Raw genomic sequence first — 22,403 nt, 5'->3', positions numbered from 1 at the left:
GATTGAACTCAGCCGCCGCAGCCGCCGACGGTGACCTTGATTTCCTTTTTGGCGCTGTAGAGCTTGCCGCCGGCCTCGACGATCGCGGTGACGTTGCTGGTCTTCGCCATCTTGATGCGGTTGGAGACGGTCGGCAGCGTGCCGGCCGGAATCCTGTATGAGGCGACCAGCGAGATCGGATTCTCGCTCACCAGAAACGAGATCGAGGTGACGTCGGCCAGCGTCGTGGTGGCGGAGATCGGCACCACCGCGCCGTTCTCGGCAATCTCCGGCGCATCCATCTTGATCTTGTCCGACGGCTCGGCGGTCTTGCCATAGAGCGCCTTGATCGCGTCGGCCTCGTTCTTCTGCTTGAATGCGTCTTCGGGATATTTGTCGTTGGCGGCGGCGAGCGCCTGCGGCACGTCGAACGGAATGCCCCCGAGGCCGATCAGCGCGGCGACGCCGGCGCCCTTCAGCACCATGCGGCGCGCTTTGAAAAATTCGCTGGTCGTGATGTTCATCGAAAAAAAATCTCCTCAAGCGACGGTCACGGCGTCACAACGTCTGCAGGAAGTCCACCACCGCGTCGATTTCCTTCTCGCTCAAAATCCGGTTTCGGCCGAACGGCGGCATCACCGTCTGCGGATTGCGCTTGGTTTCGTCGGTCACGATCGCGATCAGCTCGTCACGGCTGTATTTGGCCTTCAGGCCGCTCAGCTCGGGGCCGATCGTGCCGGGCAGGTCGCCGCCCTTGATGACGTGGCAGGTCAGGCAATTGCCCTTGCCGCGGTCGAAGGCGAGCTTCTGTCCCTCGGCGGCGGACTGGGCCTGCGCGGGCGCGGCCATGGCGGTGCCTGCCAGCAGCGCCAGGACGAAGGCTGGCTTGGAGAAAGTGGCGATCAAGGACGTTTCCCGGGCTTCAATCTCGATGATCCCATCGCAATATAAAGAGTGGAAAGCACAAAGGCCATCGGCTGGCAACACGGAGAATAGGCGCTTTGCGACGGGGTTAATGTCAGGGCAGTCCGGCACTGGAGCGCATGTCCTGCGCCTTCCGCCTGTCATGTTTGTGCGGTTGAGATGTGGCTGAGGCGTAGGGAGAAGCGCGGTGGCGGAATTCGTGGCGGAGTTTGGTAAGGACGGCCGGCCGGTCGAGGCGGACGGGCGGCTCGATGCGCCGGCGTTCCATCGCAACCATCAGCCGATCTGGACCGTCCTGAAGGACTACCTCGCCGGCCAATCCGGCGACGTGCTGGAAGCCGGCAGCGGCACCGGCCAGCACGTCGTCTATTTCGCCGGTCAGACGCCCGACATCACCTGGTGGCCGAGCGACCTCCACGCGGCGCACCTGCGCAGCATCGAGGCCTGGCGCGCGCATGCCGGCCTTGCCAACATCCGGCCGCCGCAGCCGATCGATCTGTCCGACCCGGCCTGGACGCCGGCGCCGTCGGAGGGCAAAGGTCCGGACGAACTGCTCGCGATCTTCTGCGCCAATGTGATCCACATCGCGCCGTGGCGCGTCGCCGAGGGCTTGTTCGCTGGCGCCGCGCGGCACCTGCGCGCCGACGGCCGGCTGTTGCTCTACGGCCCGTTCAAGCGCGGCGGCAAGCATACCGCGCTCAGCAATGCCGTGTTCGACACGTCGCTGCGCGAGCGCGACGCCGAGTGGGGGGTGCGCGATATCGCCGATCTCGAGACGCTTGCGGAGCGCGTCGGGCTCAAGCTCGTCGGCAGCTTCGAGATGCCGGCCAACAACATGATTTTGGTCTTTGCCCGCAAGTAGCCGCGCTCAATCGTAAGCCAGGCACCAACCCGGCCCGCGCAGCCAGCAGCGTTCGGCGGGAATCTCGGCATCTCGGTATAGCCGCGTCACCTTCTGCCAGCCGCCGCGGGCGAAGGCTTCGGCGAGCGTTTTTTCGGACGTCTCGTCCCGGCCGCCGTCGCAGGGAATGATCGCGACCGGTGATATCCAGTCCGCCCGGTACGCTGCCTCCTCGCGCCGGATCCGGAACACGGCGCCGGATCGCGCAACCTGCTCCGGCGCGCCGCCCTTGAATCCCTCATCCGAAGTCAGCGGCAGGATCAGACGGCCGCCGGCGGCGAGCCCGTCGAGCCATCGCGCGACAGGCCGGGTGCAGCCGGCGTTGACATAGATCACGTCGGCGGACTCGAACGCGACCTGTGTGCCGTCGCCCTGGATGATCTCGACATTTGCGCAAGCGGCGAGATTGGCGCGAGCGTCTGCCGCAAGGTCCGGATCGTATTCGATGCCGGTCACGCGGCCGGACGGTCCGACCAGATGCGCGAGGATCGCGGTGTAGTACCCCGTGCCCGTACCGATATGCACCACGTGCTCGCCGGCGGTGGGTGCGGCCTGGTGCATGAGATAGGCATGCAGCGACGGCTGGCCGTTGTTGAGACGTCGCTCGGGTCGCAAGGCGACGAGATCGTTGGTGTAGAGATAGACCGGGTCGGCATCGGGCGTCGGCGCATAGTCGCGGCTCCACCAGCGCAGCATCATCCATGGTCCCGGGCCGACGAAGTCCTCGCGGCGAATGGCGGCGAAGGCCTCCGTCAGCCGCGGATTGATGGTGTTGGCGGCGGCCAGGATCTGCTTGGCATAGGCCGCGCGGACGATGCGGAGTTCGGCTTGCGGGTCCATTGCCGCGCGCTCCCACGATGTCGCGTGTTGTGTGATTTGACACACCGAGGTGTGTGAAATAGCATACTGCGGCGACGGAGGCCAGAATGAAGAGACGGCTTTATCCGGCCGTGCTGGAGCGCGGTCCGCGCGGCGCGTTCGGGGCGTGGTTTCCGGACTTTCCCGGCTGCGTCGCCGCGGGACGATCGCAGGAAGACGCGATCGAGCGCGCCGAGCAGACGCTGGCGCAGACCGTCGACGGCTGGGTCGAGCAGGGCAAGCCATTGCCGGAGCCGACCCCGATCGAGCGCATCGTGCCGCCGAAGGGCTCCGACGTCGCCGCCTTCTTCATGGTCGGCGTCGATCCGCCCGACCCGTCCGAGCGCGTCAACGTCTATTTGCCGAAGAGCCTGATCACACGGATCGACAAGCATGCCGCCGGACTCGGCATGAGCCGTTCGAGCTTTTTCGGTTTCGCCGCGACGCTTGCGTTTGAATGGCACGTTCACAAGCCGCACCTCGTCGGGCCGCGCTCCAAGGTGCACAAGACCGGCGCGCTGCGCGCCGAGAAGCGGATGGGCAAGAAGCCGGCGCGGTAGGCGATCGATCATCGAGCGACAGCTCTCTCACCGTCACCCTGAGGAGGCCGCAGAGCGGCCGTCTCGAAGGGTCGACGGTCCGGCTGTTGGCCGTGCATCCTTCGAGACGCGCTACGCGCTCCTCAGGATGACGGTACTGATAGAAGTGCCGGGCTGCTGTGACGTCACTCTGTGAGAGCAAGCGATCCCCTCGTGCGCCTCCTGCATGGCGTACGTCCGTTTGCGCCGGTTGATCGGCTTCGACCCGCTCTCCATAGTGCGCCCGATTGGGGGCTCCCGCCGGGGCTTCGAGGCGGGACCACCGATGATTGACGTGACAGCTGCGGATGAGGCGAGCGACGACGCGCGGGCGCGCAGCAATGTGTGGCGGCTTGCGGCGGCGCAGGCGCTGACCGGTGCCAATTCGGCCGTGATCTTCGCCACCGGCTCGATCGTCGGCGCGACGCTGGCACCCGACGTCTCGCTCGCGACGGTGCCGCTCTCGATGTATGTGCTCGGGCTTGCCGCCGGCACGCTGCCGACCGGCGCGATCTCGCGCGCCTACGGACGACGCGTCGCCTTCATCATCGGCACCTTCTGCGGCACGCTCACCGGTGCGCTCGGCGCCTGGGCGATCCTGCATTCATCGTTCTGGCTGTTCTGCGGCGCGACCTTCCTCGGCGGGCTCTACGGCGCCGTCGCGCAGTCCTACCGATTTGCTGCGGCCGATGGCGCCAGTGTCGCGTTCCGGCCCAAGGCGGTGTCCTGGGTGATGGCCGGCGGCGTGTTCGCCGGCGTGCTCGGGCCGCAGCTCGTGCAATGGACCATGGACATCTGGCCGCCCTATCTGTTCGCGTTCTCCTTCGTGATGCAGGCGCTGGTCGCGCTGGTGGCGATGGCGGTGCTCTCGGGCGTCGACGCGCCGAAGCCTGCGGCGGCGGACCTGCATGGCGGCCGCCCGCTGCTCGAGATCGCAAAGCAGCCGCGCTTCATCGCCGCGGCGCTGTGCGGCGTGATCGCCTATCCGATGATGAATCTGGTGATGACCTCGGCGCCGCTCGCCATGAAGATGTGCGGGCTGTCGGTCAGCGATTCCAATTTCGGCATCCAGTGGCACATCGTGGCGATGTACGGCCCGAGCTTCTTCACGGGCTCCTTGATCGCGCGGTTCGGCGCGCCCGTTATCGTCGCGCTCGGGCTGGCGCTCGAGGCGGTGGCCGCGATGATCGGACTGTCGGGCATATCAGCGCCGCACTTCTGGGCGACGCTGTTCGTGCTCGGGATCGGCTGGAATTTTGCGTTCGTTGGCGCTTCCGCGCTGGTGCTGGAAACGCACCGGCCGCAGGAGCGCAACAAGGTGCAGGCGTTCAACGATTTCCTCGTGTTCGGCATGATGGCGATCGGTTCGTTCTCGTCGGGCCAGCTGCTCGCGCATTACGGCTGGAATGCCGTCAACTGGGTGGTGTTCCCGCCTGTGCTGCTCGGCCTTGCCGTGCTCTCGTTCGCTTCATTCGCCAAGCGACGCGCGAAATTGCGCGCGGTGGAAGAAATCCAGGATCCGAGCATCTAAAGCTTGTCGTTTGACCATGGTCTGTTCGGAAACCGCTTCGCACTTTTCCGGACCATGCTGCTGCCAATTGCTGACACTTCGATCAGCTTCGAAATGATCCGCTTGCAACGCTGTTCACATCATGGGATCGGATTGGTCCGGCCATGACGATGTGAGAAGCAAGAGCAAGAAATGGACGCATCCTCAGCCACGCTGCCTGATGAATCCTCGCTTGGCTACGAAGGCTGGCGCATCGTCGTCGTCTGCTTCCTGCTTGCGACCTTCGGCTGGGGATTGGGCTTCTACGGACAGAGCGTCTATGTTGCCGAGCTGCAGCGGCTGCACGGTTGGCCGGCGTCGCTGATTTCGTCGGGCACGACCTTCTTCTATCTGTTCGGCGCCGCGCTGGTTGCCTTCGTCAGCGAGGCGATCAAGGCGTTCGGCGCGCGCGGCTGCCTGATCGCCGGCACCTTCGCGATGGCGATCGCGGCCGTTGCGATCGGCGAGGTGCGCGAGCCCTGGCAGCTCTATCTTGCCGATGCGCTGCTGGCGTTCGGCTGGGCCGGCACCAGCCTCGGCATCATCACCAACACACTCGGCCTGTGGTTCGACAAGAAACGCGGCATGGCGATCAGCCTGGCGCTGAACGGCGCGAGCTTCGGCGGCATCGTCGGCGTGCCGCTGCTGGTGGCGGGGATCGGCACGTTCGGCTTCTCCGGCGCGATGATCGCGGCCGCGGGGCTGCTGATCGTGGTGATGGTGCCTGTCATCCTGATCTTCGTCGGGCAACCGCCGGTGCATCTGCACGCGGTCACGGCCGCCGCTGCCGACGCGCCGTCGGCGACGCAGGTGCGCAGCCGGGCGCTGCGCGACATCCGCTTCCTCTCGGTCTCGATTGCCTTCGCGCTGGTGCTGTTCGCCCAGGTCGGCTTCATCGTGCATCTGATCGCCTATCTCGATCAGGTAATCGGCCGCGAGCGCGCGACGGTGGCGATGGCGCTCTTGACCGCGATGGCCGTGGTCGGGCGCGTCTCGTTCTCCTTCGTGATCGACCGGCTCAACCAGCGGCTGGCATCGGCGCTGTCCTTTGTCAGCCAGGCGGTCGCGCTCGCCGTCATCATCAATGTGCACAATGACGTGGCGCAGATCGCGGCCTGCGCGCTGTTCGGCTTCTCGGTCGGCAATCTGATCACGCTGCCGGCGCTGATCGTGCAGCGCGAGTTCGATCCGCGTGCGTTCGGCGTGCTGGTCAGCCTGATCACCGCGATCAACCAGATCACCTACGCCTTCGGCCCCGGCGTGGTCGGGCTGCTGCGCGATCTCTCCGGCAGCTATTCGCTGCCGTTCTACGGCTGCATTGGCCTGGAGCTGATCGCAGCGGCGACGATCATGGCGAAAGGGAAGTAGCTTTCCACCTCCCCTTGAAAGGGGAGGTCGCTTTGCTCACAGAGCAAAGCGGGTGGGGATCTGCTCTCTCCGCTTGCAACATCGCCTGCGGCTGACCCCCATCCCGACCTTCCCCCTTTCAGGGGGAAGGGGAATAAAGACCTGTCCCCGGATGTCGCTTCGCTCATCTGGGCTACGTTCTACGACTTGCGGCGTGACTTCCGCGCCTTCTTCGGCTCGCTGATCTTGCCGGCCGCCGCGACCCGCAGCAGGCGGCGGAAGGTCGGGCATTCCATGTGGCTCGGCGCCGGGCAGACGGCGGCGTGGCGCAGGCCGTCGCGCATCGCGTTGAGCCTGCGGATGGTGCGGTCGAGCTCGTCGGCCTTGGCAGAAAGCATTTTCCGGTCGATGCGCGGTCTTCCATCGGGCGCGAACATCCTTGCGATCTCGTCGAGCGAGAAGCCGGAGGCGCGCCCGAGCGCGATCAGCGCCAGCCGGTCCAGCACCGCCGGATCGAACAGGCGGCGCAGCCCGCGCCGGCCATGCGAGGCGATCAGACCTTTCTCCTCGTAGAAGCGCAAGGTCGAGGCGCGCACGCCCGATAGCTCCGCCACCTCCGCGATATCGATGTCCCGCATGGCCCTTGACCTCAAGTTCACTTGAACTGGCAGTATCCAGCCTATCGCTTGCGTAAGGCAAGCATCAACAAGGACGAGAATCATGGGTGTCGCAGCGCAAGTCGACGACGAGCAGGTCAAACTCTGGAACGGCGCCGCCGGCCGCGCCTGGGTCGAGACGCGCGAGGTGCTGGAAGGGATGTTCAGGCCGCTTGAAGAACTGCTCGTTCAGGCGGTGTCCGATGCCGCGGCAAGCCGCGTGCTCGATATCGGTTGCGGCACGGGCGCCACAACGTTCGCCGTTGCCCAATTGCTCCGCCAGCAGGGGCATTGCACCGGCATCGACGTTTCCGAGCCGATGATCGCGGCGGCGCGCGCCCGCGCGGAGCGGGAAGGGCGGCCGGTCAGCTTCATCTGCGCCGACGCGCAGACCTATCCGTTCGCGCCCGCGAGCTCCGACATGATCATCTCGCGCCTCGGCGTGATGTTCTTTGCCGATCCGGTGCAGGCTTTCGCCAATCTGCGCCGCGCGGCCCGGCCGGATGCTGCGCTCCGCTTCATCGCCTGGCGCGGCGCCGCCGAGAACCCGTTCATGACGACGGCGGAACAGGCGGCGAAGCCGTTGCTGCCGGATCTTCCGGCGCGGCGTCCCGATGCGCCGGGGCAATTCGGCTTTGCCGACCGGAAGCGGGTCGAAACTATCCTGGAGGATAGCGGTTGGGACGCGATCGCGATCGAACCGGTCGATGTCGCCCTCGGCTTTCCGGCATCGCAGCTGACCCGCTATGTGAGTTGGCTCGGCCCGGTCGGGACGATGCTGCAGGCGATGGAGGAGCCGCGCCGCACGCGAGTGATCGAGACCGTCCGCGGTGCGTTCGGTCGTTACATCCACGGCAACGACATTCGCTTCACCGCCGCCTGCTGGATGGTCGCGGCACGGGCGCCGGCGGAGGCCGCGCATGGTTGAAGCCGCGGAATTTGTGGCGAGCGCGGTGCTGATCGGGACCGGCGCGACCGTCGTGATGGACATCTGGGGGATGGTCCGCACGCGCCTGCTTGGCGTCCCGTCGCTGGACTATGTCCTGATCGGCCGCTGGCTCGGCCATCTCGTATCCGCCCGCCTGCGCCACGACCGCATCGCCGCGTCACCGCAGATCGGGGGCGAACGGGTCATCGGCTGGGCCGCGCATTATCTGATCGGGATCGGCTTTGCCGGCGTGCTGCTTGCGATCTTCGGCCTCGATTGGGCGCGGCAGCCCACCATCGCTCCGGCTCTGATGGTCGGGATCGGCAGCGTGGCCGCGTCGTTCCTGGTGATGCAGCCCGCGATCGGCGCCGGCATCGCCGCGAGCCGCACGCCCCATCCATGGGCGGCGCGGCTGCAGAGCCTCGTGACGCACACGGTGTTCGGCTTTGGGCTCTATGTGGCCGGCTGGCTCGTGCACCCGTTCCTGAACCCGTAGCCCGGATGAAGCGAAGCGCAATCCGGAGACAACATCACCTTACGGCGCGAACCCCGGATTTCGCGGAGCCTGTCATCGGGCGCGCGTTCGCGCGACCCGTTGGCTCCATCCGAGCTACCTCTTCACCTCCCCTTGGAAAGGGGAGGTCGCTTTGCTCGCAGAGCAAAGCGGGTGGGGATCTGCTCTCTCCACTTGCAGCAGAGCCCGCGGCTAACCCCCATCCCGACCTTCCCCTTTTCAGGGGGAAGGGGAAAGCACTCGTAGATGGGGTAACGGGCCGGCCGCCCGCTCGCTACGGCGCAATTTGGAAGCGCGCTCGCGAGCGGCCTGTTGGTTGGAAGGCGGTCGTCCCTCAAACTGATGGTGTCGAAACGGAGTCGGGCAAGCCCGCTCCAAGCATCATCGAGGGACGACCATGTACCACTATGCAGGAATTGATGTGTCTTTGGAATGCTCGAGCGTTTGCCTTGTCGATGGGACAGGCAAGATTTTGCGCGAGACGAAGGTTGCGAGCGAGCCGGAGGCGCTGATCGCCTGGTTCCGGTCGCTGGGTCTGGTACTGGAACGGATCGGGCTGGAGGCAGGCCCGCTGTCACAATGGCTTTACGCAGCGATCCGGGACGCAGGGTTTGCGGTCGAGCTGCTGGAAACGCGGCACGTTCGCGAAGCCTTCAAGTCGATGCCAGTGAAGACGGATCGCAACGATGCCCGCCGGATCGCGCAGTTGATGCGGCTCGGCTGGTTCCGACCGGTGCACTGCAAGTCGGTCGCGGCGCAGGAGACCCGCGCCATCCTGACGGCGCGCAAGCTGCTGCAATCCAAGCTTCGCGATGTCGAGAACAGCCTGCGCGGCGTGCTCCGCGGTTTTGGCCTGAAGGTCGGTGCGACAACCGAGCGCACGTTCGCCGGACGCATCCGCGAGCTCGTGACCGGCCATCCCGGACTGGAGTTGGTCGCGGCGGCGCTGCTCCAGGCCCATGCCGTGCTGCTGCGCGAGTTCAACAGCCTGGACAAGCACACCCAGAAGCTCGCCAGGACGCATCCGCAAGCGAGGCTCCTGATGACGACGCCGTCGGTGGGCCCGATCGTGGCGCTCACCTATGCTTCGGCGGTCGACGACCCGCAGCGCTTCCGCTCCTCGAAGGCCACGGGAGCCCACTTTGGGCTCACCCCGAAGAAGTACCAATCCGGCGAGACCGATTACACCGGCCGCATCAGCAAGATCGGGGATGCGTCCGTGCGCGAGGCGCTCTACCAGGCGGCTCACGTCATGCTGACCAAGCCGGTCAAGAATTGCTCGGCGCTGAAGAGCTGGGCGATGCGGATCGCCAGGCGCGCAGGCATGCGCAAGGCCAAGGTAGCGCTCGCGCGCAAACTCGCCGTGATCCTGCATCGCATGCTCGCCGACGCTCGACCGTTCAATCCGACGGTCAACGCCATGGCAAGCTAAGCAAGGAGTATCGATCGGTTCTGGGCGGGCCACGACACCAGGCTCTCCCCGAGCGAGGTCCCTAGCCGGGACGATGGATCCGGTCAGGCCGCCATCCGGGAAGTGGCTCACAACCACGCTTCCGTAGATTGGCCGGCCGGCTCCTCAAATGCACCCCATCAGGCGACGGCCACCGCGCCGATCCCGTACAGAAGCAAGTGCCCGGCGACTGGATCACGCAAAAAGGGATTGACTAACCAAGGCCCGTTACAGAAGCCCGGATGGAGCGAAGCGTAATCCGGGAGCGGTATTACCTCATGGAGCGAACCCCGGATTTCGCTGCGCTTCATCCGGGCTACGAGATTATCGCCTTGCGGAATTACCTCGCCCGCTGCTTCAGCAATTCCTCAACGTCCAGCCGTCGCGTGAACATCGCGAGCTTGCCGTCCGCGCTGCGCGGCCATTCGGCCTCGGGGCGATCCCAATAGAGCTCGACGCCGTTCTCATCGGGATCGCGCAAGTAAAGCGCCTGGCTGACACCGTGGTCGCTGGCGCCGTCGAGCTCGATGCCGGCCGACAGTACCCGGTGCAGCGCATCGGCGAGCGCCGGGCGGGTGGGATAGAGGATGGCGGTGTGGAACAGGCCCGTGGTGCCCGGCGGCGGCGGATGGCCGCCCTTGCTTTCCCAGGTGTTGAGGCCGATGTGGTGGTGATAGCCGCCGGCCGAGATGAAGGCCGCGTCCGCGCCCAGCCGCTGCTGCAGCTCGAAGCCGAGCACGCCGCAATAGAAGCCGAGCGCGCGCTCGAGATCGGCCACCTTGAGATGGACATGCCCGATCCGCGTGCCCGCGATGATGGGGGATTCTCTGGCATGAGCGGACTCCGTTGACGTCAATGCCCCTGCCATCAGGGGCAAGGTTCGCCGCCTGATATAGTCCGGATTTGCCGACGCCGGAGCGATCGATCCGGAAACGCAGCGTTTCCGAAAGGCGCCACGGTCGCCGGGCCTAGCAGAGTTCCGACAACTCGCCGCCGGGCAGCTGGAACTCGAACGTGTTCAGCGTCATCGACACCATGGTGTAGTAGCCGCAGAGGCCGATCACCTCGACCAGGCCGCGCTGGCTCAGCACCTCGACCGCCTCGTCATACAGTGCCTTCGGCAGGCCGTGACCTTCGTGCAGCGCCTTGGCGACGTCGTAGATCACCCTGGCCTTGGGATCGTCGAAGCTTGGCGTCCGGCGCACGCGAATGTCCTCGATGATCTTCGGGTCGAGGCCGCCCTTCAGCGCCAGGCGCTTGTGGGCATACCACTCGTAATGCGCGGTCCAGTGCCGCGCAGTGACGAGGATCGCGATCTCCGACAGCTTTGGGGGAAAGATCGTGTCGAAGCGCAGCACCTCGCCGAGCCGCGTGGCATGCCGTGCCATCTCCGGGCTGTTCAGCCAGGCCATCATCGGCGCGGGTGGCGCACCGCGCTTGCCGGCGATCGACTCGTCGTAGGTTTCTTTCTGGGCGGCGTTCATTTCGCTAGGCGAAAGCAGCTTCAGCCGCATGTCCGTTTCCTTTTGTTTTTCAAGCGTTACCCCATCTCGGCGATACACCCGATCGCGCGAGGTGAGTAGCGACGCCAGAGCATGGCGCGGCCGCGAGGCATATTGAATTCGGCGGCTGCGTAGGTCTAAGGTCGAATCCAATTCGACGATTTTTTGACTGGAAACGCACCATGGCCGACCTCGAGAAATTCCGCGCGGAGACCCGCGCCTGGCTGGAGCAGAACTGCCCGGCGGAGATGCGCAAACCGATGACCTCGGATGGCGACACCTTCTGGGGTGGCCGTAACACGAAATTCTCGTCCGAAGCGCAGCGCGTCTGGTTCGAGCGGATGCGCGACAAGGGCTGGACCGTGCCGCATTGGCCGAAGGAATATGGCGGCGGAGGCCTCGACGGCGAGGAGGCCAAGATCGTGCGCCAGGAGATGGCTGCGATCGGCGCGCGTCAGCCGCTGACCTCGTTCGGCATCTCCATGCTCGGACCGGCGCTGCTGAAATACGGCACCGAGGAGCAGAAGAAGGAGCATCTGCCGAAGATCACCGCGGGCCTGATCCGCTGGTGCCAGGGCTATTCCGAGCCGAACGCCGGCTCCGACCTCGCCTCGCTGCAGACCCGCGCGGTCGGCGACGGCGACGACTACATCATCAACGGCCAGAAGATCTGGACGTCCTATGCCAACTACGCCGACTGGATCTTCTGCCTGGTGCGCACCGATCCGGCGGCCAAGAAGCATGACGGCATCAGCTTCATCCTGTTCGACATGACCTCGAAGGGCGTGTCGACCAAGCCGATCCTGCTGATCTCGGGCTATTCGCCATTCTGCGAAACCTTCTTCGACAATGTCCGCGTACCGAAGTCGCATGTCGTCGGATCAGTCAATCGCGGCTGGGATGTCGCGAAATATCTGCTGCAACACGAGCGCGCGATGATCTCCGGCATGGGCGAGCGCGGCGTCGGCCGTCCGCTCGGCCAGATCGCCGCCGACTCGGTCGGCGCGGACGCGCAGGGCAAGCTCGACGATGCGCAGCTGCGCAGCCAGATCGCGAGCTTCGAGGTCGACGAGGCCGCGCTCGCCGCCGCCGCGGAGCGCGCGGTCGATCTCGCCAAGGCCGGGCAGTCGCATCCGGCGTTCTCCTCGGCGATGAAATATTACGGCACCGAGCTCGACAAGCGCCGCTATGAGATCCTGATGTCGGCCGGCGGCATCGACGCGCTGGAATGGGAGAGCGACCGCTCCAAAGGCGGCGCCCGGCCGCGCGCCTGGCTGCGCACCAAGGCCAATTCGATCGAGGGCGGCACCTCGGAGGTGATGCTCGGCATCGTCGCCAAGCGCATCCTCGATTTGCCGGGCGCGTGACGTTTTTTGTCGTCATGGCCGGGCTTGACCCGGCCATCCACGTCTTTGTCGCGGTTAGCTCAAGACGTGGATGCCCGGCACAAGGCCGGGCATGACGATACCTTGAAATTCGACTGAACGAACAACATCAGAGTTACCGGATCCATCCAATGGCCCTCGTCCTCACCGAAGAACAATCCATGCTGCGCGACAGTGCGCGCGGCCTCATCAGCGACAAGGCGCCGGTGGCGCATCTGCGCGGTCTGCGCGATGCCAAGGATGCCACCGGCTTCTCGCGCGATCTCTGGAAGACATTTGCGGAGATGGGCTTCTCCGGCCTGCTGGTGCCGGACCAGTTTGGCGGCAGCGGGCTTGGCTGCGTCGAGGCCGGCATCGTCATGGAGGAGATCGGCCGCACCTTGATGCCGTCACCGTTCCTCGCGACCTCGGTGCTCGCCGCCTCGGCGCTGTCGCGCGGCGGCAGCGAGGCGCAGAAGGCGCAGCATCTGCCGAAGATCGCCGACGGCTCGCTGCTGGCGGCGCTCGCGATCGATGAGGGCGCCAAGCATCGCCCGTTGCAGACCAAGTTGCAGGCCACGCGCTCCGGCAACGGCTTCAAGCTGTCGGGCGAAAAGGCCTTCGTGGTCGACGGCCACACCGCCGACCTCCTGATTGTCGCCGCGCGCAGCGCGGGCAGCGCCGGCGACAGGAACGGGCTGACGCTGTTCCTGGTCGATCCGAAGGCGAAGGGGCTCGCGGTCGAGCGCACCGCGATGGTCGATTCGCACAACGCGGCGCGCATCGTGTTCGACAATGTCGAGGTCAACGCCGACAGCGTGCTCGGCGAAGTCGATCAGGGCTTTGGGCTGCTCGAGGGCGTGCTCAATATCGGCCGCGGCGCGGTGGCGTCCGAAATGGTCGGCCTCTCCGACGAGGTGTTCGGCCGCACCGTGGCCTATCTGAAGGAGCGCAAGCAGTTCGGCAAGGCGATCGGCGAATTCCAGGCGCTGCAGCACCGTGCCGCGCAGCTCTACATCGATATCGAGATTACGCGCGCCGCTGTGTTGAAGGCGCTGCAGGCGCTCGACACGGACATCGACAAGGCGGCCACCGCGGTCGCGGTGGCAAAGGCCCGCGCCGGCACCACTGCGACGCTGGCCGTGCAGGAGGGCGTGCAGATGCATGGCGGCATGGGCATGACCGACCAGTTCGACATCGGCTTCTTCATGAAGCGCGCCCGCGTCTGCCAGGAGCTGTTCGGCGACAGCAACTTCCACACCGACCAGCTGGCGAGCGGCAAGGGGTACTGATCTCAGTGCGTCATTCCGGGATGGTCCGAAAGGACCAGACCCGGAATCTCGAGATTCCGGGTTCGCTTCGCGCCCCGGAATGACGGTCTGATTGCCGTTACCGGATCGGCGGCGCGTACTGGACGCCGCCGGCGTTCCAGAGCTGGTTCATGCCGCGCGGGATCTTCAGCTTGGAATCGGCGCCGACGTTGCGGTCGTAGACCTCGCCGTAATTGCCGACATGGCGGATGATGCGCACCGCCCAGTCCTTGGTCAGGCCGAGATCCTCGCCATAGCTGCCCTCGGTGCCGACCAGCCGCATCACCTCCGGCTTCTTCGACTTCAGCGCCTCATCGATATTCTTCGAGGTGATGCCGAGCTCTTCGGCGTTGATCATGGCGTACAGCGTCCACTTCACGATCATCATCCAGTCGTCGTCGCGCTGCCGCACCACCGGCGCCAGCGGCTCCTTGGAGATGATGTCGGCGAGGATCGTGTGGTCGCTCGGCTTGGCGAGGTTGAGTCGCAGCGCATAGAGCTGCGAGGCGTCCGACGTGAGCGTATCGCACTGGCCGGAGCTATAGGCCTTCACGACGTCGTCCAGCTTGTCGAACTTCATCTCCGTGTACTTCATGTTGTTGGCACGGAAATAGTCGGCGAGATTGAGCTGCGTCGTGGTGTTGGCCTGCACGCAGACCTTGCTGCCGTTCAGGTCGAGCGCGGAATCGATGTTGCGCGAGCGCGGCAGCATGAAGCCCTGGCCGTCATAATAGGCGACCGCGGGGAAATAGAGGTCGTAATTCGTCTCGCGCGACATGCTCCAGGTGGAGTTGCGCGAGAGGATGTCGACCTTGCGGTTCTGCAGTTCCTTGAAGCGCTCGCTGGCGTCGAGCGGCAAGAACTTCGCCTTCGACGGGTCGTCGAAGATCGCCGACGCGACCGCGCGGCAGAAGTCGACGTCGAAGCCGGTCCAGTTACCCTTGTCGTCCGGGATCGAGAAGCCCGGCAGGCCCTTGTTGACGCCGCACAGCACGTCGCCACGACGGACGGTGCGCTTCAGCGTGCGGGTGTCGTAACGCTCATAGGTGAAGGCGGCGGCCGCAACCAGCACGGCGACCGCGAGCCCGATCGTCAGGCCGCCTCGAAATGTACGCATGGGTTCTCTCTCGGGAAGGATCGGGGAAAATCAGGGCGGATATCGAAGGCGGGTAGAGATCAGAGTTCGGGCTTCTGCCGGATGATCACCTTGGTACCGACCGGAACGCGGCTGTAGAGGTCGGCGACGTCGTTGTTGACCAGGCGGAAGCAGCCGGAAGAGATGGCGGTGCCGATGGTGTCGGGCCGGTTGGTGCCGTGGATACGGTACACCGTGGTGCCGAGATACATCGCGCGCGCGCCGAGCGGATTGCCGGGGCCGCCCGCCATGAAGCGCGGCAGATAGGGCTGGCGCGCGATCATTTCCGGCGGCGGCACCCAATCCGGCCACTCGGCCTTGCGGGTGATGCTCACGAGGCCCTGCCATTGGAAACCATCGCGGCCGACGCCGATGCCGTAGCGCAGCGCGCGGCCATTGCCCTGCACCAAATAAAGGTGACGCTCGGCCGTCGCGACGATGATGGTGCCCGGCGCCTCATTGGTCCGGTAATACACGACCTGCTTCTGCCATTCCGGGTCGAGCTCGTAGCTGTCGTCAGCGACAAGGCCGGGCTCGTCGGCGTCCGGGCGGTTCTGGGCAAAACCCTGCGATGTCGACAGCACGAGCGCGCCCGTCGCGATCAACATCCAGACCAGGTGACGAAACTTCGTCATTGAAAGCTCTCCTTGTTGGCACGCGGCCAAATGGTTGCTCCACCCGCAAATCAGGCAGCATCAAATCTCAGCGGCAGCTTGATGGCAAGCTTAGGGCGGCATCACAGGTATATCCCTGTAATGCTTCTGTTTTTTGTCATTGATTGTCGCGGCACGTTGCGCGGGCCGCCTCATTTCGGCGCGATCCAGAGTCGCAAGGCGAACGAGATCAGCGCCACGGTGCCGACGCCGCCGAGCCACAGCGCTGCGAACCACAGCAGGCGCTGGCCGAGCGGCCGCTGATTCGGCACCAGAGCCATTTCCGTTCCGATGGAATCGGAACGAGGCTCTGGATTCTCGTTTTGACGCGTTTTCTTGACGCGAACCGGAATCCACTTCGCTGGAAAACGCTCTAGCGGCATCAGTGGTATCCGTGGCCGGGGCGCACCTTGCCGCGGAACACCCAATAGGCCCAGGCGGTGTAGCCGAGGATCAGCGGCACCAGGATCGAGACGCCGACCAGCATGAAGACCTGGCTGTTGGTCGGTGCCGCCGCCTGCCAGATCGTGATGCTCTGCGGCACGATGTACGGATACATGCTGATGCCGAGTCCGGCATAGGACAGCGCGAACAGCCCGAGCGTCAGGAAGAACGGCTGGTGGTCGTTCTTGTTGCTCAGCGCGCGCAGCAGCAGTGCGGTGACGGCGGCGACCGCGATCGGCACCGGCGCGGTGAGGATGATGTTGGGCCAGGCGAACCAGCGCTGGGTGTACTGCACGCTGAGGAAAGGCGTCGCGATGCTGACGGCGCCGATCGCGCAGAGCATCGCGACCAACAACATCCAGCTCAGATGATAGGCGCGGTCGCGCAGCTCGCCCTCGGTCTTCATCACCAGCCAGGTCGCGCCGAGCAGCGCGTAGCCGATCACCAGCGCGACGCCGGTCAGGACGCTGAACGGCGTCAGCCGATCCCACCAGCCGCCGGCGTATTGGCGTCCCTCGACATGGATGCCCTGCAGGATGGCGCCGAGCGCGATCCCCTGCGCCAGTGTCGCAAGCAGCGAGCCGCCGGCGAAAGCGATATCCCATTTGTTGCGCGCCTTCTGGGTCCGCCAGCGGAATTCGAAGGCGACGCCGCGGAACACGAGGCCGAGCAGCATCGCGATCATCGGCGTGTAGAGCGCCGGCATCAGCACCGCATAGGCCAGCGGAAACGCCGCCATCATGCCGCCGCCGCCGAGCACCAGCCAGGTCTCGTTGCCGTCCCACACCGGCGCCACCGTGTTCATGATGACGTCGCGGTCGGTCTTTTGCGGGAACAGCGGAAACAGGATGCCGAGGCCGAGATCGAAGCCGTCCATCACGACATAGACGAACACGGCAAAGGCGATGATGAAGGCCCAGATCGTGGCGAGATCGATCATCGCACGCCCTCCACGGCAGCACCTGCCGCCGGCGTGATGCCGGCTGCGCGGGCGGGAAGATCCTTCGTCGGACCTTGCTCGCCGGGATGCGGCGGCTGCGCCATCAGCCGCAGGATGTAGATCACGCCCGCGGTGAACACGGCGAAATAGACGATGATGAAGGCGATCAGCGACGAGCCCACCGCGGGCGCCGCCAGCGGCGACGCCGAATCGGCGGTCCGCAGCAGCCCGTAGACCGTGAACGGTTGCCGCCCGGTCTCCGTGGTGATCCAGCCCGCGAGCACCGCGATGAAGCCGGCGGGGCCCATCAGCACGGCGAAGCGATGCAGCAGCGGCGACTGGTACATCATCCCCCGCCAGCGCATCAAAAGGCTGAGCAGGCCGAGCCCCATGATCAGGAAGCCGAGGCCGACCATGATGCGGAACGACCAGAAGGTGATCGGCACCGGCGGCCAGTTCTCGCGCGGCACGGTGTCGAGGCCGGCCAGCGGCGCGTCGAGCGAATGCTTCAGGATCAGCGACGACAGTTTCGGCACCTCGATCGCAAACTTCACCTTCGCCTCACGCTGGTCGGGCCAGCCGAACAGGATCAGCGGCGCGCCGTCCTTGTGGCTCTGGTAATGGCCTTCCATCGCCATCACCTTGGCGGGCTGGTGCTCCAGCGTGTTGAGGCCGTGCTGGTCGCCGGCGAGGATCTGGATCGGCGCCACCAGGGTGGCCATCCACATCGCCATCGAGAACATCACGCGCGCTCCCGCCAGATGCTGGTCGCGCAGCAGATGCCAGGCGCCGACCGCGCCGACCACGAGCGAGGTGGTAAGGTACGCCGCCAGCACCATGTGCACGAGGCGATAGGGGAACGACGGATTGAAGATCACCTTGAGCCAGTCGGCGGCGACGAACTGGCCATCGGCGTTGACGGCGTGGCCGGTCGGTGTCTGCATCCAGGAATTGGCCGACAGAATCCAGAACGCCGAGATCAGCGTGCCGATCGCGACCATCAGCGTCGCCACGAAGTGCAGCCTGGGGCCGACGCGTTCGAGCCCGAACAGCATCACGCCGAGGAAGCCGGCTTCCAGGAAGAATGCGGTCAGCACCTCATAGGCCATCATCGGGCCGATCACCGGCCCGGTCTTGTCGGCAAAGGACGACCAGTTGGTGCCGAACTGGTAGGACATCACGATGCCCGAGACCACGCCCATGCCGAACGCGACCGCGAAGATCTTCAGCCAGTAATTGAACAGGTTGATGTAGACCTCGCGCCTGGTGGCAAGCCACAGCGCTTCCAGCACCGCGAGATAGCTCGCAAGCCCGATCGAGAATGCGGGAAACACGATGTGGAACGACATCGTGAAAGCGAATTGCGCGCGGGCGAGTACGACCGCATCCCAGCCTTCGAACATTACGCACCATCCGTCGTCGACCTGGCGTGGACCTTACCACGTCAGCTGTGACGACAAAGAGGGCGGATTGTCCGACTGGAGCGGGTTGAGTTTTGGCTGGATCGGCTTGGTGCGGTCCCGGTTCACCTCTCCCCGTCGGGGAGAGGTGAGCTTTCGACGCCGTTCCAGCTCAACCTGATTTCATCAGGCTTTAGCTGTTGGCGTTGAGCAGCCGCGCGACGGTGCGGTCGATCTCGTCGTACTGTCCCTCGCCGGCGTGCTGGAACACGATCTTGCCGTTCTGGTCGATCACGTATTGCGCCGGCCAGTACTGGTTGCGGTAGGCGTTCCAGGTCTGCGAATTGTTGTCCTGCGCCACCGGATAGAGGATGCCGTGCCGCTTCAGCGCCGCCTGCACGTTGGAGGCCGAATGCTCGAACGGGAATTCCGGCGTGTGGACACCGATCACGACGAGGCCGCGATCCCGGTACTTCGAATAGAGCTGGGTCACGTGCGGCAGCGTGTTGACGCAGTTGACGCAGCCATAGGTCCAGAAATCCACCAGCACGACCTTGCCGCGCAGGTCGGCGAGCCTGAGCGGCTGCGAATTGAACCAGTTGCTGATGCCGACGAATTCGGGCGCGGTCTGACTCTGTCCGGTTGTCATGGCGATCGCCCGCGGCACTGGCTGTGCCGGCGCGTCTGACTCGGTGCAGAGGCCGGGAATGACGGCGCCGCCGAGGCCAAGGCCCGTAACCAGAGCGGATACGGCAATCAAGCGCAGGGACATCGATATCTCCTTTGGGCTTACAGGCCGATCTGGCCGTTGGGATAGAACTGGGTCAGCCATGCCACGATCAGCGTGTCGTATTGCAGGTAGGACAGCGCGGCGAATGCGACGATCACGACGCCGAAGCCCTGCTGCAGGCGCGGCGCGATCCGCGCCAGGCTGCGCACGCGCGTGGTGACGGCCTGTCCGCCATAGGCAATCGCAAGCATCGGGATCGCGGCGCCGATCGCGTAGGTGACGAGCTGCAGGCTCGCCCACGCGGTGTCCTTCGAGGTCGCGACGATGGTCAGGATCGAGCCGAGCACGGGGCCGGCGCACGGCGTCCACACCAGGCCGAGCGTAGAGCCGAGCACGAAGCCGCCGAACAGGCTGTGCGACGGCGCGGCCTGACCGAGGCTGCCCTGTTGTTTAGACGCGCTTTCTTGACGCGAACCGGTTTCGCTCGAAAACGCTTTGGTAGCGCCGGTGAGCCGGATCGACAGCCATTCGAACGGCGCCGGCCAGATCATCAGGAGGCCGAAGCCGGCGAGCAGCACGGCCGCGCCGGTCCGCAGCACGTTCGGATCGAAATCGAAGGCGCGCGTGATCGCGCTCAGCAGCAATGCCACCGCAGAGAATGACATCACGAAGCCGAGCGCGATCATCGCGGGCCGCGCCTTGCCGGTCTGGCCTATCGATACCCCGAGCAGGATCGGCAGCATCGGCAGGGTGCAAGGGGCGGCGACGGTGGCGACACCGGCAAGCAGGGCAAGGGCAAGGCTGAGCATCGTCATCCGTCCATCAGAGTCCCGGCGCGCCAGAGGGCCGTGCCGGGTACGCCTGATGTTCTTCGCGAGGACGGTTTGGCCGTTACGGCGGGCCGGTCGCGGGCCGCGTCACGTCTGTGTGAGGCGAGGTGCACTCGGCTTCACGACGTCGCGCCGAATACAGAGCGACCCGGCTGGGGGGCATCCCGGCCGGGTCGTTGGAGGCTACTTGGGAGGTTAGAACGAAGAGGTATCGAAATCGGTTCAGTGGATTGGGGTTGGGGTTGCGTCGTTGGATATAGGTATAGAGGTCGCGTTTTTCCGGGTGATGTCGTCGATTGTTTCAATTGTTTCGTCGCCTGAATTTTTCGGCTTCGTGGACAATTGCCTGGGTCGCGTGATTTCCCTTTAAGGTATTGAATTTGCAATCTTTTATGCGGCGACGCTATCCACGCCGGCACCCCGCAGGAGGTCGGCGAGCTGCTTGCGGGCATCGAACATGCGGGTCTTCACCGTGCTCTGCGGGATCCCGATGATCTGGCCGGCCTCCTCGACCGACTTCTCATGGTAGTAGACCAGATTGATGATCTCGCGGTGAGCCGGCGACAGCTTGGCCACGCAGGCGCGGAGGATCTCGCTGGTGGTGGCGCGATCGAGCGAGGTTTCCGGCGTGTCGGCGCCGTCGGCGATCTCCAGCACGTCGTCCTGGTCGATGTCCTCATGCTTGCGCTGGCGCAGCGCGGTCAGCGCCTTGAAGCGGGCGATCGAGAGCAGCCAGGTCGAGACCTGCGAGCGGCCCTCGAATTGGGCCGCGGTGCGCCAGACGTCCAGGAACACCTGGCTCACCAGGTCCTCGGCCATCGTGGTGTCGCGCACCATGCGGAGCACGAAGCGGTAAACCCGGACGTTATGACGGGAATAGAGCGTGTGCATCGAGGTGCGGTTATTCTTGGCGATACGCGCGAGCAGCGTTTCATCCGAGGTCGCGCGAGCAGCGTCGATATGCTTCGTGGCTGCAGAGTTGATGGCGATGACGTTCGGCATGACAGGCTCCCAGTTCGCCGTTGGGCGGCGGTTCGTTGGGAGAATTGTTAGTTACGGCCCGTTTCCGGATGTCTGCGCGAAAAGCGGAAAATGGTTTCGTGAACGGGAGAATTGTTTCGTCGCCGGCCCGACGACGAAACATTCGGGACCAAAAAGCCAATAATTTCAATGCGAGGAAAATTCGAACGGCCGGATTCCCGCCGTCGGAACAAATCCGGCTGTTATGACTTCTGGCACTGTCGGGGCTTATTCGGCCGCCTGCAGCGAGGGCGCCGCCTTTTTCGGGGCAATCCAGAACGCATCGGGCCGTTCGAACAGGAAATTGGCCCGCGCCGCCAGCGCCAGCCGCCAGATCACGAGCGAGCCGGCGACGCCGACCGCGGTCACGATCAGCGAGATCAGGCCGATGTCGTGGATGACGCCGAAGCGCAGCAGAAGGGTGCGTGACGCCGCCATCGGCAGGAAGAAGGCGAGATAGATCACGATCGAATGCTCGCCGCAGAAGCGCAGGAAGCCAAGCCAGTGCGCGCGCGCCAGCAGCGTGCCGGTCACGATGATCGCGCAGGCGCCGGCAAAGCCGAGTGCCAGCGAGACGACCGGCCATTCGCTCACCTCGAGCGCAACCAGGCCGCCATTGATCAGCGCCCAGAGCCCAAGCCCGAGCAGGGCAAGCGCAGGCCGTGCCCGCGCGCGGTCCGAGAGCGCGAACACGTAATCGGCGAGGACATAGCCGGTGTAGAAGTAGACGAAGCGGGAGCAGAATTCGTCGATCGCGGTCCAGCCGGTCGCGACATGCGCGGTCTCCAGCGCTGCCGCGATCAGCCAGATCACGAGCGGGTGGATGTTGCGCGCGAGCTTGGTGACGACGAAGAAGATCGGCAGCAGATAGATGAACCACAGCGTGCCGAACGGCTCGATGAAGGACTCGAGATATTGCAGCCCAACCTGGGCCCAACCGGTCTCGGCGGCCAGCGACGGCGCCTTGAAGCCGAACTGGATCGTCACCCAGAGCACGTAGAAATAGGCGAAGTGCATCACCTTGCGGTCGAGATAGGTGCGCCAGTCGCGATCGATCACGACCGACAGGAACAGGCCCGAGATCAGGAAGAAGTCAGGCATCCGGAACGGCTTCGCGAACATCACGACGTAATGCATGAAGCCGGTCTGCTCGGCGGCCTTCTCGACCCCCAGCACCGAATGCATCATCACGACCATGATGATGCAGATGCCCTTGGCATAGTCGACCCAGTCGACGCGTCCGCTCGCGCGCGGGCCGGAACGATCTGTCGCAGCGGCTGTGCCGTTCGTGGTCATCTTTGTCTCGTTCCGGCGTGATCGGGCCTATCATCGGCCCGATCGGTTGCTTTCTCCTTTATTGATACAAATGGTGTGCCACCAAACCGGACCTT

Annotated in this window: 24 protein-coding genes; 9 read left to right on the top strand and 15 right to left on the bottom strand. The window is 65.1% G+C overall.

All coding sequences use genetic code 11. The annotated features are described in order from the left end of the window. Nucleotides 1-8 precede the first annotated feature (8 nt). Together soxY and soxX are read right to left on the bottom strand one after the other, a co-directional pair. A complete protein-coding gene (soxY, locus tag ACSKB9_RS21940) occupies nt 9-503 on the bottom strand; it encodes a thiosulfate oxidation carrier protein SoxY (RefSeq protein ID WP_092078902.1) in 495 nt (164 codons plus the stop codon). Nucleotides 504-537: 34 nt separating this feature from the next. Next, nucleotides 538-828, bottom strand: coding sequence for a sulfur oxidation c-type cytochrome SoxX (gene soxX, locus ACSKB9_RS21935; RefSeq protein WP_051448082.1), 291 nt, complete (start codon nt 826-828; stop codon nt 538-540). 262 nt (nt 829-1,090) lie between these two features. On the opposite strand from soxX, the gene ACSKB9_RS21930 reads away from it, so the two are divergent. After that, nucleotides 1,091-1,765 carry a DUF938 domain-containing protein gene (locus ACSKB9_RS21930; RefSeq protein ID WP_438075683.1) on the top strand — a complete coding sequence of 225 codons (675 nt, stop codon included), beginning with the start codon at nt 1,091-1,093 and terminating at the stop codon, nt 1,763-1,765. Between the two features lie 6 nt (nt 1,766-1,771). Here ACSKB9_RS21930 and ACSKB9_RS21925 read toward each other — a convergent pair whose 3' ends face one another. Continuing rightward, on the bottom strand, nt 1,772-2,644 hold the full coding sequence (locus ACSKB9_RS21925) for a protein-L-isoaspartate O-methyltransferase family protein (RefSeq protein ID WP_438075681.1): 873 nt from the start codon (nt 2,642-2,644) through the stop codon (nt 1,772-1,774). Nucleotides 2,645-2,730: 86 nt separating this feature from the next. Here ACSKB9_RS21925 and ACSKB9_RS21920 point away from each other — a divergent pair, with 86 nt between their 5' ends. The 3 genes from ACSKB9_RS21920 to ACSKB9_RS21910 all read left to right on the top strand — a co-directional run bounded on the left by ACSKB9_RS21920 (nt 2,731) and on the right by ACSKB9_RS21910 (nt 6,157). Then, nucleotides 2,731-3,222: a type II toxin-antitoxin system HicB family antitoxin gene (locus ACSKB9_RS21920; RefSeq protein WP_438075679.1), complete on the top strand. Its 492-nt coding sequence runs from the start codon at nt 2,731-2,733 to the stop codon at nt 3,220-3,222. Between the two features lie 304 nt (nt 3,223-3,526). Continuing rightward, on the top strand, nt 3,527-4,771 hold the full coding sequence (locus tag ACSKB9_RS21915; RefSeq protein WP_438075677.1) for an MFS transporter: 1,245 nt from the start codon (nt 3,527-3,529) through the stop codon (nt 4,769-4,771). 171 nt (nt 4,772-4,942) lie between these two features. Further along, nucleotides 4,943-6,157 carry an MFS transporter gene (locus ACSKB9_RS21910; protein WP_438075675.1) on the top strand — a complete coding sequence of 405 codons (1,215 nt, stop codon included), beginning with the start codon at nt 4,943-4,945 and terminating at the stop codon, nt 6,155-6,157. Nucleotides 6,158-6,336: 179 nt separating this feature from the next. Here the strand turns inward: ACSKB9_RS21910 and ACSKB9_RS21905 are convergent, their stop codons facing one another. Next, nucleotides 6,337-6,774 (bottom strand): helix-turn-helix domain-containing protein, encoded by a 438-nt coding sequence (locus tag ACSKB9_RS21905; protein WP_438075673.1) that lies wholly within the window; start codon nt 6,772-6,774, stop codon nt 6,337-6,339. 82 nt (nt 6,775-6,856) lie between these two features. On the opposite strand from ACSKB9_RS21905, the gene ACSKB9_RS21900 reads away from it, so the two are divergent. The 3 genes from ACSKB9_RS21900 to ACSKB9_RS21890 all read left to right on the top strand — a co-directional run bounded on the left by ACSKB9_RS21900 (nt 6,857) and on the right by ACSKB9_RS21890 (nt 9,666). Beyond that, nucleotides 6,857-7,720 (top strand): class I SAM-dependent methyltransferase, encoded by an 864-nt coding sequence (locus tag ACSKB9_RS21900; protein WP_438075671.1) that lies wholly within the window; start codon nt 6,857-6,859, stop codon nt 7,718-7,720. Further along, entirely contained in the window at nt 7,713-8,216 is a 504-nt protein-coding gene (locus ACSKB9_RS21895) for a DUF2938 domain-containing protein (protein WP_438075669.1), read from the top strand. Before ACSKB9_RS21900 ends, ACSKB9_RS21895 begins: the two co-directional genes overlap by 8 nt. 415 nt (nt 8,217-8,631) lie before the next feature. After that, nucleotides 8,632-9,666, top strand: coding sequence for an IS110 family transposase (locus ACSKB9_RS21890; protein WP_438075667.1), 1,035 nt, complete (start codon nt 8,632-8,634; stop codon nt 9,664-9,666). Between the two features lie 358 nt (nt 9,667-10,024). Here the strand turns inward: ACSKB9_RS21890 and ACSKB9_RS21885 are convergent, their stop codons facing one another. Both ACSKB9_RS21885 and ACSKB9_RS21880 read right to left on the bottom strand, forming a co-directional pair. Continuing rightward, nucleotides 10,025-10,540 carry a VOC family protein gene (locus ACSKB9_RS21885; protein ID WP_438075665.1) on the bottom strand — a complete coding sequence of 172 codons (516 nt, stop codon included), beginning with the start codon at nt 10,538-10,540 and terminating at the stop codon, nt 10,025-10,027. Nucleotides 10,541-10,652: 112 nt separating this feature from the next. Further along, entirely contained in the window at nt 10,653-11,198 is a 546-nt protein-coding gene (locus ACSKB9_RS21880; protein WP_028343517.1) for a carboxymuconolactone decarboxylase family protein, read from the bottom strand. A gap of 170 nt (nt 11,199-11,368) precedes the next feature. On the opposite strand from ACSKB9_RS21880, the gene ACSKB9_RS21875 reads away from it, so the two are divergent. Both ACSKB9_RS21875 and ACSKB9_RS21870 read left to right on the top strand, forming a co-directional pair. After that, nucleotides 11,369-12,553: an acyl-CoA dehydrogenase family protein gene (locus ACSKB9_RS21875; protein WP_438075663.1), complete on the top strand. Its 1,185-nt coding sequence runs from the start codon at nt 11,369-11,371 to the stop codon at nt 12,551-12,553. Between the two features lie 149 nt (nt 12,554-12,702). Then, entirely contained in the window at nt 12,703-13,842 is a 1,140-nt protein-coding gene (locus tag ACSKB9_RS21870; RefSeq protein ID WP_438075661.1) for an acyl-CoA dehydrogenase family protein, read from the top strand. Nucleotides 13,843-13,939: 97 nt separating this feature from the next. Here the strand turns inward: ACSKB9_RS21870 and ACSKB9_RS21865 are convergent, their stop codons facing one another. From ACSKB9_RS21865 to ACSKB9_RS21825, 9 genes are all read right to left on the bottom strand, one after another. After that, the gene (locus ACSKB9_RS21865) at nt 13,940-14,977 is read right to left on the bottom strand and encodes an amino acid ABC transporter substrate-binding protein (protein WP_438075659.1); all 1,038 of its coding nucleotides are present in this window, start codon (nt 14,975-14,977) and stop codon (nt 13,940-13,942) included. Between the two features lie 59 nt (nt 14,978-15,036). Beyond that, nucleotides 15,037-15,630, bottom strand: coding sequence for a L,D-transpeptidase (locus ACSKB9_RS21860; RefSeq protein ID WP_438075657.1), 594 nt, complete (start codon nt 15,628-15,630; stop codon nt 15,037-15,039). 170 nt (nt 15,631-15,800) lie between these two features. After that, nucleotides 15,801-15,929: a DUF2474 domain-containing protein gene (locus ACSKB9_RS21855; RefSeq protein ID WP_092078858.1), complete on the bottom strand. Its 129-nt coding sequence runs from the start codon at nt 15,927-15,929 to the stop codon at nt 15,801-15,803. Nucleotides 15,930-16,030: 101 nt separating this feature from the next. Further along, nucleotides 16,031-17,032 carry a cytochrome d ubiquinol oxidase subunit II gene (cydB, locus tag ACSKB9_RS21850; RefSeq protein ID WP_438075655.1) on the bottom strand — a complete coding sequence of 334 codons (1,002 nt, stop codon included), beginning with the start codon at nt 17,030-17,032 and terminating at the stop codon, nt 16,031-16,033. After that, nucleotides 17,029-18,435, bottom strand: coding sequence for a cytochrome ubiquinol oxidase subunit I (locus ACSKB9_RS21845; RefSeq protein WP_438075653.1), 1,407 nt, complete (start codon nt 18,433-18,435; stop codon nt 17,029-17,031). The genes cydB and ACSKB9_RS21845 overlap by 4 nt, the downstream gene beginning before the upstream one ends. Before the next feature lie 190 nt (nt 18,436-18,625). Beyond that, the gene (locus tag ACSKB9_RS21840) at nt 18,626-19,204 is read right to left on the bottom strand and encodes a thioredoxin family protein (RefSeq protein WP_076834906.1); all 579 of its coding nucleotides are present in this window, start codon (nt 19,202-19,204) and stop codon (nt 18,626-18,628) included. Between the two features lie 17 nt (nt 19,205-19,221). Further along, nucleotides 19,222-19,971, bottom strand: coding sequence for a cytochrome c biogenesis CcdA family protein (locus tag ACSKB9_RS21835; RefSeq protein WP_438080333.1), 750 nt, complete (start codon nt 19,969-19,971; stop codon nt 19,222-19,224). A gap of 411 nt (nt 19,972-20,382) precedes the next feature. After that, on the bottom strand, nt 20,383-20,994 hold the full coding sequence (locus ACSKB9_RS21830) for a sigma-70 family RNA polymerase sigma factor (RefSeq protein WP_438075651.1): 612 nt from the start codon (nt 20,992-20,994) through the stop codon (nt 20,383-20,385). A 246-nt stretch (nt 20,995-21,240) separates the two neighbouring features. Next, nucleotides 21,241-22,308, bottom strand: coding sequence for an acyltransferase family protein (locus tag ACSKB9_RS21825; protein ID WP_438075649.1), 1,068 nt, complete (start codon nt 22,306-22,308; stop codon nt 21,241-21,243). Nucleotides 22,309-22,403: the final 95 nt, after the last annotated feature.

Origin of the sequence: Bradyrhizobium sp. BR 1433, assembly GCF_051547665.1 — a bacterium.
Lineage (GTDB): Bacteria > Pseudomonadota > Alphaproteobacteria > Rhizobiales > Xanthobacteraceae > Bradyrhizobium > Bradyrhizobium australafricanum.
The sequence above is the reverse complement of the archived record's forward strand: the minus strand, read 5'-3'. Positions and strand labels throughout refer to the sequence as shown.